Raw genomic sequence first — 12,716 nt, 5'->3', positions numbered from 1 at the left:
GTCAGGCTTGGTCCTGATCCGGGTAGCCCAGCTTGCGTTCGAGCTGTTGCCTCACTTGTGGCCACTCATCGTCGATGATGCTGAAGCGCACCGAGTTGCGCTTGCGCCCATCGGGCATGATCCGTTCATGACGCACGATGCCTTCCTGCTTGGCTCCCAGGCGCAGGATGGCGTTGCGCGATTTCTCATTGATTTCGTCGGTGGTGAATTGCACTCGCACACAGCCGAGCACCTCGAAGGCATGGCGCAGCATCAGGTACTTGGCTTCGGTGTTGACGAAGGTTTTCTGCCAGCGCGTGGCGATCCAGGTGCTGCCGATTTCCAGCTTGCGGTTCTTGCGGTCGATCTTCCAGAAGCGGGTGCAGCCGATCACCTCGTTGCTGGCCTTGAGGACGGTGGCGAAGGGCTGGACTGTGCCAGCATCGCGGCCGCCGAGGGCAATCTGCAAGTAATCGTTCACAGTCTCGCTGGACGGCACCACGGTGAACGGCAGGTTCCACAACTGGCCATCCTCGGCGGCCTTGACCAGGGCGTCGGCGTCGGAGAGTTGCAGCGGTCGCAGGAGGATTCGCGGGCCTTCCAGTGTTTCCATGACAGGTTTTTCCGGCAGTGATGGAGGGGGCTTCGGCCGCCTATTACAGGCACACGCCCAAGCCTTGGCAAGGTCCATTAATGGGCTGTTTCGAGCAGGGATATTGGCCAAATCAATTGTCGGTTCGGGGCATTAATGGCTTATACATAGCGCCGATATGCGACACCTCATGCATAAGGACAACCCCATGAGTCAGCCCCACCTGATGAACTTCGCGCTTTACCTGCAACGGCTCGGCTATGACAGTGCACCGCCACCGACCCTGGCGACCTTGCGCGAGCTGCAGTTGCGCCACACCAGCACCTTCGCTTTTGAAAGCCTGTCGACCCTGTTGCGCGTGCCGGTGCCGATCGACCTGGCTTCGGTGGAGCACAAGGTCCTGCATGAGGGCCGTGGCGGTTACTGCTACGAACTCAACCAGATGTACCAGGTGCTGTTGCAGTACCTGGGTTACGAGGCGCGCGGCATTACCGGGCGGGTGGTGATGGGCGGGCCGGAAGATGCCTGGTCCGCGCGCGCTCACCGCCTGGTGCTGCTGACCCTGGATGGCGTGCGTTATGTTTCGGATGTCGGCTTTGGCGGCATGGTGCCCACCGCGCCGCTGCTGCTCGATACCGAGGACGAGCAGGCCACGCCCCACGAGCCCTATCGCATCACCCAGCGTGATGGCAGCTACACCCTGCGCGCCAAGGTCGCCGGCGAGTGGCGGGCGATGTATGTATTCGATCTGCAGCGGCAGGAAGCCGTGGATTACGAAATGGGTAACTGGTTCGTCTCGACCCACAAGAACTCGCCGTTTCTCGGTCAGCTGAAAGTCGCGCTGATGGGCGAAGGCCTGCGCCGGACCCTGAATAACGGCAGCTACGCCGTGCATCGCCTGGGCCAGGACAGCGAGCGGCGGCAGATCACCGACCCCGACGAGTTGATTGCCCTGTTGCAGAACGAGTTCGCCATTCGGGTTCCGCAGCATCCGCGGCTGCGAGAGGTCCTTGGCGAATTGCTGGCAGTGCCGCAATCGGCCTGATCGGTCCGGGCTTCAGGGTTCCTCGGTGTCGAGGTCGATAGTCAGATAGAAATAGTCGATATCCCCCCAGGCTTCGCGGCGATCGACGAAGGTTTCCGCCGACCCCATGAACACGCTGTAGCCCAACTGGTTGCGCGGGTCGCGGTAGAAGCCAGGCGGCGCATCCCAGACACAACAGGAGCGCCGCAGGGGCGGCATCCGGAACTGCTCGCCCAGGTAGCGTTCGGCAGCCTGGGCATCACGCCCTGCCAGGCGATAGGTGGCGCGCAGCGGCTTGGTCTGCAACTCGGGTTCGGCGTGACATTCGAGGAACTCGATATAGGCGGGTTTGTTGCCGATTTGTACCAGGAAATCGCCGCAGACCGGCGCGGCGCTGGACGCCAGTATCAACAATGCAGGGCTGATCAGGATCGAGAGGCATCTGTTCATGTGGCGATTCCTTCCAGGCTGAGCAGTCTTTTGCTGAGCAAGGCCCCCGGGCAGCTCAGGGTCAACGCCATAAAGGCATCTGCTCATCACCATCCTTCAACTGCCGGCGATACGTCCAGTGAGTCAGCAGCGCAATCAATGCACTGTCCAGCAGCCAGAGCGGCATCAGCAAACGCAAGGCTGGGTGAAGGCAGAGCACTCCGGCAATCGTCAATCCCAGCAGCAGGCTGCTGAGCCAATTGGCCAGGCCCTTGGCGCAGAGCAGGGCGTACAGCGGGGTAAACACCAGCGCCATGGGCAGAAAGCCGAATATCGCGCCGCCGGCGACGAACAGGGCAAAGGTCCCCAGGCCAGCCCAGAACCCTTGCCATAGGCTGTCGGTGAAGCTGGCGCTGTACATGGCCAGGACAAAACCCTGTAAGGCCACGACCGTGCGGAAGCTGCCATAGGCGAGGATAAAGGTTTGCCATAGATGATTCATTCAAGCGCTTCCATGCGTAGACGAAGGGCGTTGCCTGGGTAGGCGCCCTTTGGAGGCGGGGGATTCTATCAGGGTGTCTGGCGCAGTGTTCGGCAGGTGAAAGGCGGGGGCGGGTTATCGGGTATCGCGGTTTTATGAGGTTGGGCTGTGTCGAATAAAGTGTATACAACTCTATAGACATTTGTCTCTACTGTTGAATACAGTGTGCCCCATAACAAAAACCAGGGAACCCCCCAACCATGAAAACGCCCTCTGTTTCACCGCAACGGCCTGAAGATGAAAACCTCGGTCTTGGCGCGAATATGGCTTACGGCCTGCAACATGTTCTAACCATGTACGGCGGTATCGTTGCGGTGCCTTTGATCGTCGGCCAGGCTGCTGGCCTGGCCCCGGCGGACATCGGTCTGCTGATCGCGGCGTCGTTGTTTGCCGGCGGCCTGGCGACACTCCTGCAGACCCTCGGCCTGCCGTTTTTCGGTTGTCAGTTGCCGCTGGTCCAGGGCGTGTCCTTCTCGGGCGTGGCGACCATGGTGGCGATTGTCAGCAGCGGTGGCGAAGGGGGCTTCCAGTCGATTCTCGGGGCGGTGATCGCCGCCTCGCTGATCGGTCTGCTGATCACTCCGGTGTTTTCACGCATCACCAAGTTCTTTCCGCCGCTGGTCACGGGCATCGTGATCACCACCATCGGCCTGACCCTGATGCCGGTGGCCGCGCGCTGGGCCATGGGTGGCAACAGCCATGCGGAAAACTTCGGCAGCATGGCCAATATCGGCCTGGCAGCAATCACCCTGGTGTTGGTATTGCTGCTGAGCAAGATCGGCAGCGCGACCATCTCGCGGCTGTCGATCCTGCTGGCCATGGTGGTGGGGACGATTATCGCGGTGTTCCTGGGCATGGCCGATTTCTCCATGGTCACCCAGGGGCCGATGTTCGGCTTCCCGACGCCGTTTCATTTCGGCATGCCGACCTTTCATTTCGCCGCCATCCTGTCGATGTGCATCGTGGTCATGGTGACCCTGGTGGAGACCTCGGCCGACATCCTCGCGGTGGGTGAGATCATCGACACCAAGGTTGACTCCAAGCGTCTGGGCAATGGCCTGCGCGCCGACATGCTGTCGAGCATGATCGCGCCGATCTTCGGTTCCTTTACCCAGAGCGCCTTCGCGCAGAATGTCGGGCTGGTGGCGGTGACCGGGATCAAGAGCCGTTATGTGGTGGCCACCGGCGGGGTGTTCCTGGTGATCCTCGGCCTGCTGCCGTTCATGGGGCGGGTGATTGCCGCGGTGCCGACCTCGGTGCTTGGCGGTGCCGGTATCGTGCTGTTCGGCACCGTGGCGGCCAGCGGTATCCGGACCCTGTCCAAGGTCGACTACCGCAACAACGTCAACCTGATCATCGTCGCCACCTCGATTGGCTTCGGCATGATTCCCATCGCTGCGCCGAATTTCTACGACCATTTCCCAAGCTGGTTCGCCACCATCTTCCATTCCGGCATCAGCTCGTCGGCGATCATGGCCATCGCGCTGAACCTGACGTTCAACCACTTCACCCTGGGCAACTCGGATCAGCAGTCGGTGTTCGCCGTGGCGTCCGAGCGCACCCTGCGTTACCAGGACCTGGCGGCGCTGCGTGAAGGCGATTATTTCAGCGGCGGCAAGCTGCACGATGCCGAGGGTAACGAGATCCCGGTGGTGGATACGTCCCATGGCGAGCATTCTGCGGCTGCTCATCAGCCCTCGGCCCATGTCTCGGGCGCGGTCCAAGCCAGCAAGGTCTAGGGCCGGTTGATCGAGTCGCCAGGCTGGCCGCAATCAGTCCAGGCTGGCGGCTGGTTACTCCGCGACCCGGTCCGGCAGTCCTTGCCGGACCAGCGACAAGGCGAACAGCACCACCACGGCGGCGGCCGCTGATAGCGCCAAGGGCAGGCCGTGGGCGCTACCGCTCATGGCGGCGCCGCTGAGCAGCGGCCCCAGCAGGCTGCCGATACCCCACAACAACCCCGCGCTGGCATTGGCCGTGACCAGGTCGGGGCCGCTGAATTCCTGGCCGATCAGGATGATCGCCAGGGTATACACCCCGCCAGCCGCCGCGCCGAGTATCACCAGGCTCGGCCAGAGCAGCGCCGGGTAGTTCATCAGCAATGGCAGCCCCAGGCCGATCACCAACGAGACCACGCCGCAACCCAGGTAGATGGCGGCGCGTCCGGCCTTGTCCGACAGCCAGCCCAGGGGAAACTGGAACGCCGCATCCCCCAGCAGAATGATGCTGACCATCAGCGCCGCGAGTTTGATGGCGTAGCCGTGAGTCGCGGCGTAGACCGGAAACAGCGAGAGAACCACCGTATCGAAGAAGGCGAAGAACAGGATGCCCACGCACAGCGCCGGCGCCACCCGGATAAAGCCCAGTACCGAGAAACTCTTGTTCTCGGCGTGGGCGGCGACAGGGCGCTGGCGTGGCAGGGTCAGCCAGATCACCGCAATGGCCAGCAGGTAACCCGCGCTGACGCTGGCGATCACTGCTGGACCTTCGGTGCCGAGCAGGGCCACCAGGCCCGGGCCAATCATTTGGAACACCGTGAAGCAGGTGGTGTAGACCGCGATCACCCGCCCGCGCACGGTGTCCGTGGCCATCTCGTTGACCCAGGTTTCCCCCAGGATGATGATCAGCCCGGCGCCGAAGCCCATGACGATCCGCGCCAGCCCCAGGCTGGTGAGGCTGATCCCGGGGATTTCCAGGGCGCCGATGCTGAGGGCGCACAGACTGAAACACAGCAGGTAGATCTGCCGGCGGCTGAGTCTCTGGCACAGGCCGTTCACCAGGAACGCCGACAGCATCATGCCGGCGGCGGGAAGGGCCGACATGATGCCGATCTGGGTGTTCGAGGCGCCGGCCTGGTACAGGCGCAAGGCAATGACCGGCACGGTGGAGCCGATGCTCAGGCCGACAATCGAGATGCCGAGGATCAGCGCGGCCAACAGGGTTTTGTTCATGGAAGACACCTGCGCCCGACGAGTCGGGCGCTCAAAGACGGTTTGCGGTGGCGCGGCGCTTTGGTTCGGGCAGGGTTCCGGTTCGACTTACGCAGGCGTAGGCCGGGCCGGGAGTCTGCGGTGCAAAGCGGCGGATGGATCTGTACGCGGCGGGCAAGGGCCGCTGCGGCATCAGCTCCGCGCCGGGTTCGGACGCAACGGTGGCGTCAGGCGTGAGGGGAGAAGGTGAAGGCGAACAGCACGCTGCGGCGGCGTCGATTGATCGCGCAGTCGGATTGCGACATCGCGAAGGTCTGCGATGGGCTCATCGAGAGAAAACTGTGATGGGACTGTGCGGGAAAAAACATGAGTCGTGACGGCTGGCGTGAGAAGGGGCACAGCCTACTTCAGGCGCTGGCGTCAGGCAATCGGAGACAGGCCGGAATCGGGCGCAGCGCAAACGCCTATCCGCATGCCGATCTGGCATGCGGTGAATCGATCTTGGGGGAGGGTGACGCTGAGCTGATTCGCCGTAGGAGCAGGGCGCTCCTGGAAGTATTGCTGGCTAATCAGTGTAGGAATATGGCTCCACGACCTGGACTCGAACCAGGGACCCAGTGATTAACAGTCACTTGCTCTACCAACTGAGCTATCGCGGAATGCGGTGTATCTTACTGATTAAAAAGGAGAAGTCAAGCATCCAAAAACAAAGTTTGGCTTGGGTGGGCTTGTTTGGTCCTGGTCACGACGCCAATCCGCGGCTATTTGCCCGTTGGCGGTTACCGGAACCGCGGCACAGGTCTACCATGGCGCCCCGGCAGTGGTTTCACGCGCTCCCGGCTTCTCGCCGAAAAGGTAACGCTCATGACCCTGTTCAAGTTTTTACCCGCCGTAGTGCTTGCCCTGTCGCCTCTGTCTGAGGAGGCCCTATGAGCATCGAGCAAATCAGCCTGCCCAAAGGCGTCGGTCCCCAGGCCATGAAACTGTGGGACGCCATTACCCAGGCCGGATCGGCCGCTGAATTGAACCGTGCAGGTGGCAAGGCCGAGGGTTTTGTCCTGGGGCTGGAAAGCGCCAAGGCCATCAAGGGCCAGGTCGCCGAGTCGCTGTATGTGGCCTTCGATGATGCCGCCAGCCAGCGCAGCGCTGAACTGGCCGGTTGAGCGCTCTTAACCGCCGAAGGTAAAGGTGCCCAGCATGAACTTCGCGGCCAGCGAGGTGGCGGCCAGTTGCACCAGCCACAGCGCCAGGCCACCGAAAAATACCCCCAGGGCAATTTGCAGGACCAGGTTCTTTTCGCGTTTCTGCGGGCGGGGGAAGTGGTCCAGTTCGTCGCGGTCGGCTCGCAGGTCGTCGTGTCTCATGGGGATTCTCGATAGGGAAGCGATGGGGAAGAGGGAAAGCTGGATTCAGTCTAGTGGGCATCGGGCCGGCGAGGGCGGCTCACAAAAAAGGGGGAAGCCTGAAAGCTTCCCCCTTTTCATTCACCGCACGTGGCTCAGATCACCTGGATGATGGCCTTGGTCACGACGTCGATGTTGCTCTGGTTCAGCGCGGCCACACAGATGCGGCCGGTGTCCAGGGCATAGATGCCGAACTCGTTGCGCAGGCGCGTCACTTGATCGACGGTCAGGCCGGAGTAGGAGAACATGCCGCGCTGACGGGCGACGAAGCTGAAGTCGCGCTGTGGCGCGCCCTTGGCCAGCAGGTCGACCATCTGCAGGCGCATGCCGCGGATGCGCAGGCGCATTTCGGCCAGTTCGGCTTCCCACTGGGCGCGCAGTTCCGGGCTGTTGAGCACCGCGGCGACGATGCTTGCACCGTGGGTCGGCGGGTTGGAGTAGTTGGTGCGGATTACGCGCTTGACTTGCGACAGCACGCGCGCGCTTTCTTCTTTCGACTCGCTGACGATCGACAGGGCGCCAACGCGCTCGCCGTACAGCGAGAACGACTTGGAGAACGAGCTGGAGACGAAGAAGGTCAGGCCCGATTCGGCGAACAGGCGCACGGCGGCGGCGTCTTCGGCGATGCCGTCACCGAAGCCCTGGTAGGCCATGTCGAGGAACGGCACGAGGTTTTTCGTCTTGATCACCTGCAGCACGTTTTTCCAGTCTTCCGGGCTCAGGTCGACGCCGGTCGGGTTGTGGCAGCAGGCGTGCAGGACCACGATCGACTGGGCTGGCAGGGCATTCAGGTCTTCCAGCAGGCCGACGCGGTTCACGTCGTGGGTGGCGGCGTCGTAGTAGCGGTAGTTCTGCACCGGGAAGCCGGCGGTTTCGAACAGCGCGCGGTGGTTTTCCCAGCTTGGATCGCTGATGGCCACGACTGCGTCAGGCAGCAGCTGCTTGAGGAAGTCGGCACCGATCTTCAGTGCGCCGGTACCGCCGACGGCCTGGGTGGTAACCACGCGACCGGCGGCCAGCAGTGGCGAATCGTTGCCGAACAGCAGTTTCTGCACGGCCTGGTCGTAGGCGGCGATACCGTCGATCGGCAGGTAGCCACGGGAAGCATGTTGAGCGGCGCGGATCGTCTCGGCTTCGACAACGGCGCGCAGGAGTGGAATTCGCCCCTCCTCGTTGCAGTAAACACCGACCCCCAGGTTGACCTTGTTGGTACGGGTATCGGCGTTGAATGCTTCGTTGAGGCCCAGGATAGGATCGCGTGGTGCCATTTCGACAGCGGAGAACAGGCTCATTATTACGGCGGCTCTGAATGGAGTGTGGAGGGACGTGTCGCGCTCCAGCCGAATGCACTAGAGCGGTGCACAAACGGGGAGCTAGTATAGAGGCCATCACTGTGCGCGGCGACAGCTGAAAGGGCTTTTCCGGCAAGTTTTTCGGTTTATTTTTCGACCGTTAGTCTTATTGCAACGTCAAAGTCGTAGAGGGGCTTGGGAGCTTTACCTTGAAAGCTGTGGAATTTGCCTCCACATCCAGCACAATCCAGTATTTTCCCTGCGACACTCGTCGTTTGCGGTCTTTTTCTCGTTCCTGTGCGGCGGCGTCGTGCTGGAGTGAACCCAGAGGTACGTTATGTCTGAATTCCAGCTAGTCACCCGCTTCCAGCCCGCCGGCGATCAGCCGGAAGCCATCCGCCTGATGGTCGAGGGCATCGAGGCCGGGTTGGCGCACCAGACGCTGCTCGGTGTGACCGGCTCGGGCAAGACCTTCAGCATCGCCAACGTGATCGCCCAGGTGCAGCGCCCGACCCTGGTGCTGGCGCCGAACAAGACCCTGGCCGCGCAGCTGTACGGCGAGTTCAAGGCATTCTTCCCGAACAACGCGGTGGAGTACTTCGTTTCCTACTACGACTACTACCAGCCGGAAGCCTATGTGCCGTCCTCCGACACCTTTATCGAGAAGGACGCCTCGATCAACGACCATATCGAGCAGATGCGTCTGTCGGCGACCAAGGCGCTGCTGGAGCGCAAGGACGCGATCATCGTCACCACGGTGTCCTGCATCTATGGCCTGGGCAGCCCGGAAACCTATCTGAAGATGGTGTTGCACGTCGATCGCGGCGACAAGCTCGACCAGCGCGCCTTGCTGCGCCGCCTGGCCGACCTGCAATACACCCGCAACGACATGGATTTTGCCCGCGCCACCTTCCGCGTGCGTGGTGATGTGATCGATATCTACCCGGCGGAATCCGACCTGGAAGCGATCCGCATCGAGCTGTTCGATGACGAGGTGGAAAGCATCTCCGCCTTCGACCCGCTGACCGGCGAGGTGATCCGCAAGCTGCCGCGTTTCACCTTCTATCCCAAGAGCCACTACGTGACGCCGCGGGAAACCCTGCTGGATGCCATCGAGGGGATCAAGGTCGAGTTGCAGGAGCGCCTGGAATACCTGCGCAGCAACAACAAGCTGGTGGAAGCCCAGCGCCTGGAGCAGCGCACCCGTTTCGACCTGGAGATGATCCTCGAGCTGGGTTACTGCAACGGTATCGAAAACTACTCGCGCTACCTGTCCGGACGGCCGGCCGGGGCGGCGCCACCGACCCTGTACGACTACCTGCCGGCGGACGCCTTGCTGGTGATCGACGAGTCCCACGTCAGCGTGCCGCAGGTCGGCGCCATGTACAAAGGCGACCGTTCGCGCAAGGAAACCCTGGTGGAGTACGGCTTCCGCCTGCCCTCGGCGCTGGACAACCGGCCGATGCGCTTCGACGAATGGGAAGGGGTCAGCCCGCAGACCATTTTCGTCTCGGCCACGCCGGGCAACTATGAAGCCGAACATGCCGGCCGGGTGGTCGAGCAGGTGGTTCGCCCCACCGGCCTGGTCGACCCGCAGGTGGAAGTGCGTCCGGCGCTGACCCAGGTCGATGACCTGCTGTCGGAAATCACCAAGCGCGTGGCCGTGGAAGAGCGGGTCCTGGTGACCACCCTGACCAAGCGCATGGCCGAGGACCTGACCGATTACCTCGCCGATCACGGCGTGCGTGTGCGTTATCTGCACTCGGACATCGACACCGTGGAGCGGGTCGAGATCATTCGCGACCTGCGCCTGGGCACCTTCGATGTGCTGGTGGGGATCAACCTGCTGCGCGAAGGCCTGGACATGCCGGAAGTGTCGCTGGTGGCGATTCTCGATGCGGACAAGGAAGGTTTCCTGCGTTCCGAGCGCTCGTTGATCCAGACCATCGGTCGTGCCGCGCGTAACCTCAACGGCCGGGCGATTCTCTACGCCGACCGCATCACCGGCTCCATGGAGCGGGCGATCGGCGAGACCGAGCGCCGTCGCGACAAGCAGATCGCCTTCAACCTGGCCAATGGCATCACCCCCAAAGGCGTGTTCAAGGACGTCGCCGACATCATGGAAGGCGCCACCGTGCCCGGTTCGCGCAGCAAGAAGCGCAAGGGCATGGCCAAGGCCGCCGAGGAAAATGCCCGCTACGAAAACGAACTGCGTTCGCCCAGCGAGATCACCAAGCGCATTCGCCAGCTCGAAGAGAAGATGTACCAACTGGCCCGCGACCTGGAATTCGAAGCCGCGGCGCAGATGCGCGACGAAATCGGCAAGCTGCGCGAGCGTTTGCTGACGGTCTGATCTGCAATTGCTGCCTGTAGCCGCTGCCGCAGGCTGCGATCGGCCCTTACGGCCGTGGCGTTCTTGAAATCGCTGGAGGTCCTGCGGACCTATCGCAGCCTGCGGCAGCGGCTACAGATTCGTTTCGATTAGCCCCGACCCTGGCTTAAATGCCCTGCTCACTGGAGCGGGGCCGGCATCGCCTGTTACCATTCGCCTCTTGTTTGATCTTCGCTTTTCATATTCTTTCCGAGACATGCCATGACCACCGTCCGCACGCGCATCGCGCCATCGCCTACCGGGGATCCCCACGTAGGTACCGCTTACATCGCCTTGTTCAACTACTGCTTCGCCAAGCAGCACGGCGGTGAGTTCATCCTGCGCATCGAAGACACCGATCAACTGCGTTCGACCCGCGAGTCCGAGCAGCAGATTTTCGACGCCTTGCGCTGGTTGGGCATCAACTGGAGCGAAGGCCCGGACGTGGGCGGCCCGCACGGCCCTTACCGGCAGAGCGAGCGTAGCGAGATCTACCAGAAGTACACCCAGCAGCTGGTCGACATGGGCCATGCCTTCCCGTGCTTCTGCACCGCCGAAGAGCTGGACCAGATGCGCGCCGAGCAGATGGCCCGTGGCGAGACGCCACGCTACGACGGCCGCGCGCTGCTGCTGTCCAAGGAAGAGGTCGCCCGCCGCCTGGCCGCCGGCGAACCGCACGTGATCCGCATGAAGGTGCCGAGCGAAGGCGTCTGCGTGGTGCCGGACATGCTGCGTGGCGATGTCGAGATCCCGTGGGATCGCATGGACATGCAGGTGCTGATGAAGACCGATGGCCTGCCAACCTACTTCCTGGCCAACGTGGTCGACGACCACCTGATGGGCATCACCCACGTGTTGCGTGGCGAAGAATGGCTGCCTTCGGCGCCGAAGCTGATTCTGCTCTACGAGTATTTCGGCTGGGAACAGCCGCAGCTGTGCTACATGCCGCTGCTGCGCAACCCGGACAAGAGCAAGCTGTCCAAGCGCAAGAACCCGACCTCGGTGACCTTCTACGAGCGCATGGGCTTCATGCCGGAAGCCATGCTCAACTACCTGGGCCGCATGGGCTGGTCGATGCCGGACGAGCGCGAGAAGTTCTCGCTGCAGGAAATGGTCGACAACTTCGACCTGTCGCGCGTCTCCCTGGGCGGGCCGATCTTCGATATCGAGAAGCTGTCGTGGCTCAATGGCCAGTGGCTGCGCGACCTGCCGGTGGAAGAGTTCGCCAGCCGCGTGCAGACCTGGGCGCTGAACCCTGAATACCTGATGAAGATCGCGCCGCACGTGCAAGGCCGGGTGGAAACCTTCAGCCAGATCGCACCGCTGGCCGGGTTCTTCTTCGCCGGTGGCGTGACCCCGGATGCCAAGCTGTTCGAGTCGAAGAAACTGTCGGGCGACCAGGTACGGCAGCTGATGCAACTGATCCTGTGGAAGCTGGAAAGCCTGCGTCAGTGGGAAAAGGACAGCATCACCGCGACCATCCAGGCCGTGGTCGAATCCCTGGAGCTGAAGCTGCGTGATGCCATGCCGCTGATGTTCGCCGCGATCACCGGTCAGGCCAGCTCGGTCTCGGTGCTCGATGCCATGGAAATCCTGGGGCCGGACCTGACCCGTTTCCGCCTGCGCCAGGCCATCGACCTGCTGGGTGGCGTGTCGAAGAAAGAAAACAAAGAGTGGGAAAAACTGCTGGGCGCGATCGCCTGATTCAGCACTCTGATTCGCGGGAGCCGGCACGCTGGCTCCCGCGAAACTGTGCAAGAAGTGAAATTGCGGTCGTTGGTGGAGGGCACAACGGTCCGCAAAAGCCCCGGATTTACGGGGGAGGGCGGTAAGTGATTGTTATGCCGGCAAATTTTTTTAAAAAAAGCTGAAAAAAAATTTGACAGCCTTCCGATACGCCCTTAAGATTCGCCCCGTCCTCAGCGATGACATCAACGATGAGGGGCTATAGCTCAGCTGGGAGAGCGCTTGCATGGCATGCAAGAGGTCGACGGTTCGATCCCGTCTAGCTCCACCAATTTACAGTTCAAGGTTTGGCCACACCGGCCTTGAATCGATCAGTTCTCAGCACTGATCAGTTGTTAGAAGGGTTTGCGTCCCCTTCGTCTAGTGGCCTAGGACACCGCCCTTTCACGGCGGTAACAGGGGTTCGAGT

11 protein-coding genes and 2 tRNA genes are annotated in these 12,716 nt (G+C 62.1%); 6 read left to right on the top strand and 7 right to left on the bottom strand.

Going from position 1 to position 12,716, the window contains the following annotated elements:
* Position 1 precedes the first annotated feature (1 nt).
* Positions 2 to 592: a GNAT family N-acetyltransferase gene (locus PVZ80_RS28075; protein WP_016704926.1), complete on the bottom strand. Its 591-nt coding sequence runs from the start codon at positions 590 to 592 to the stop codon at positions 2 to 4.
* A gap of 187 nt (positions 593 to 779) precedes the next feature.
* Between PVZ80_RS28075 and PVZ80_RS28070 the strand changes: the two genes are divergently transcribed.
* Positions 780 to 1,616 (top strand): arylamine N-acetyltransferase family protein, encoded by an 837-nt coding sequence (locus PVZ80_RS28070; protein ID WP_124339846.1) that lies wholly within the window; start codon positions 780 to 782, stop codon positions 1,614 to 1,616.
* 12 nt (positions 1,617 to 1,628) lie between these two features.
* Here PVZ80_RS28070 and PVZ80_RS28065 read toward each other — a convergent pair whose 3' ends face one another.
* Entirely contained in the window at positions 1,629 to 2,045 is a 417-nt protein-coding gene (locus PVZ80_RS28065; RefSeq protein ID WP_273864858.1) for a DUF4952 domain-containing protein, read from the bottom strand.
* 61 nt (positions 2,046 to 2,106) lie between these two features.
* Positions 2,107 to 2,526, bottom strand: a complete 420-nt coding sequence (locus PVZ80_RS28060) for a hypothetical protein (RefSeq protein WP_041988511.1) — start codon at positions 2,524 to 2,526, stop codon at positions 2,107 to 2,109.
* A 239-nt stretch (positions 2,527 to 2,765) separates the two neighbouring features.
* Here PVZ80_RS28060 and PVZ80_RS28055 point away from each other — a divergent pair, with 239 nt between their 5' ends.
* The gene (locus tag PVZ80_RS28055; RefSeq protein WP_257374369.1) at positions 2,766 to 4,304 is read left to right on the top strand and encodes a nucleobase:cation symporter-2 family protein; all 1,539 of its coding nucleotides are present in this window, start codon (positions 2,766 to 2,768) and stop codon (positions 4,302 to 4,304) included.
* A 54-nt stretch (positions 4,305 to 4,358) separates the two neighbouring features.
* Here the strand turns inward: PVZ80_RS28055 and PVZ80_RS28050 are convergent, their stop codons facing one another.
* Complete coding sequence (locus PVZ80_RS28050) at positions 4,359 to 5,516, bottom strand: MFS transporter (protein ID WP_198919990.1); 1,158 nt, start codon at positions 5,514 to 5,516, stop codon at positions 4,359 to 4,361.
* A gap of 562 nt (positions 5,517 to 6,078) precedes the next feature.
* A tRNA-Asn gene (locus PVZ80_RS28045) sits at positions 6,079 to 6,154 on the bottom strand.
* A gap of 270 nt (positions 6,155 to 6,424) precedes the next feature.
* Here PVZ80_RS28045 and PVZ80_RS28040 point away from each other — a divergent pair.
* On the top strand, positions 6,425 to 6,658 hold the full coding sequence (locus PVZ80_RS28040) for a hypothetical protein (RefSeq protein ID WP_053268595.1): 234 nt from the start codon (positions 6,425 to 6,427) through the stop codon (positions 6,656 to 6,658).
* Positions 6,659 to 6,664: 6 nt separating this feature from the next.
* On the opposite strand, the gene PVZ80_RS28035 is transcribed toward PVZ80_RS28040, so the two are convergent.
* Positions 6,665 to 6,859, bottom strand: coding sequence for a hypothetical protein (locus PVZ80_RS28035; protein ID WP_023968605.1), 195 nt, complete (start codon positions 6,857 to 6,859; stop codon positions 6,665 to 6,667).
* Positions 6,860 to 6,993: 134 nt separating this feature from the next.
* The gene (locus PVZ80_RS28030; protein WP_038631265.1) at positions 6,994 to 8,190 is read right to left on the bottom strand and encodes an amino acid aminotransferase; all 1,197 of its coding nucleotides are present in this window, start codon (positions 8,188 to 8,190) and stop codon (positions 6,994 to 6,996) included.
* A 337-nt stretch (positions 8,191 to 8,527) separates the two neighbouring features.
* Between PVZ80_RS28030 and uvrB the strand changes: the two genes are divergently transcribed.
* The 3 genes from uvrB to PVZ80_RS28015 all read left to right on the top strand — a co-directional run bounded on the left by uvrB (position 8,528) and on the right by PVZ80_RS28015 (position 12,578).
* Positions 8,528 to 10,543, top strand: a complete 2,016-nt coding sequence (gene uvrB / locus PVZ80_RS28025; protein ID WP_007923725.1) for an excinuclease ABC subunit UvrB — start codon at positions 8,528 to 8,530, stop codon at positions 10,541 to 10,543.
* Positions 10,544 to 10,783: 240 nt separating this feature from the next.
* Positions 10,784 to 12,265, top strand: coding sequence for a glutamate--tRNA ligase (gene gltX, locus PVZ80_RS28020; RefSeq protein WP_007922014.1), 1,482 nt, complete (start codon positions 10,784 to 10,786; stop codon positions 12,263 to 12,265).
* A 237-nt stretch (positions 12,266 to 12,502) separates the two neighbouring features.
* A tRNA-Ala gene (locus PVZ80_RS28015) sits at positions 12,503 to 12,578 on the top strand.
* Positions 12,579 to 12,716 lie beyond the last annotated feature (138 nt).

The organism is Pseudomonas sp. B3G-3, from assembly GCF_028640915.1.
Classification (GTDB): Bacteria; Pseudomonadota; Gammaproteobacteria; order Pseudomonadales; family Pseudomonadaceae; genus Aquipseudomonas; species Aquipseudomonas chlororaphis_I.
Note: the sequence above shows the minus strand (reverse complement) of the source record. Positions and strands in the feature narration are given on the sequence as shown.

Coding starts and splice junctions, on each gene's coding strand:
- PVZ80_RS28075 (WP_016704926.1), bottom strand. CDS start 592: ATGGAAACACTGGAAGGCCCGCGAATCCTCCTGCGACCGCTGCAACTC.
- PVZ80_RS28070 (WP_124339846.1), top strand. CDS start 780: ATGAGTCAGCCCCACCTGATGAACTTCGCGCTTTACCTGCAACGGCTC.
- PVZ80_RS28065 (WP_273864858.1), bottom strand. CDS start 2,045: ATGAACAGATGCCTCTCGATCCTGATCAGCCCTGCATTGTTGATACTG.
- PVZ80_RS28060 (WP_041988511.1), bottom strand. CDS start 2,526: ATGAATCATCTATGGCAAACCTTTATCCTCGCCTATGGCAGCTTCCGC.
- PVZ80_RS28055 (WP_257374369.1), top strand. CDS start 2,766: ATGAAAACGCCCTCTGTTTCACCGCAACGGCCTGAAGATGAAAACCTC.
- PVZ80_RS28050 (WP_198919990.1), bottom strand. CDS start 5,516: ATGAACAAAACCCTGTTGGCCGCGCTGATCCTCGGCATCTCGATTGTC.
- PVZ80_RS28040 (WP_053268595.1), top strand. CDS start 6,425: ATGAGCATCGAGCAAATCAGCCTGCCCAAAGGCGTCGGTCCCCAGGCC.
- PVZ80_RS28035 (WP_023968605.1), bottom strand. CDS start 6,859: ATGAGACACGACGACCTGCGAGCCGACCGCGACGAACTGGACCACTTC.
- PVZ80_RS28030 (WP_038631265.1), bottom strand. CDS start 8,190: ATGAGCCTGTTCTCCGCTGTCGAAATGGCACCACGCGATCCTATCCTG.
- uvrB (WP_007923725.1), top strand. CDS start 8,528: ATGTCTGAATTCCAGCTAGTCACCCGCTTCCAGCCCGCCGGCGATCAG.
- gltX (WP_007922014.1), top strand. CDS start 10,784: ATGACCACCGTCCGCACGCGCATCGCGCCATCGCCTACCGGGGATCCC.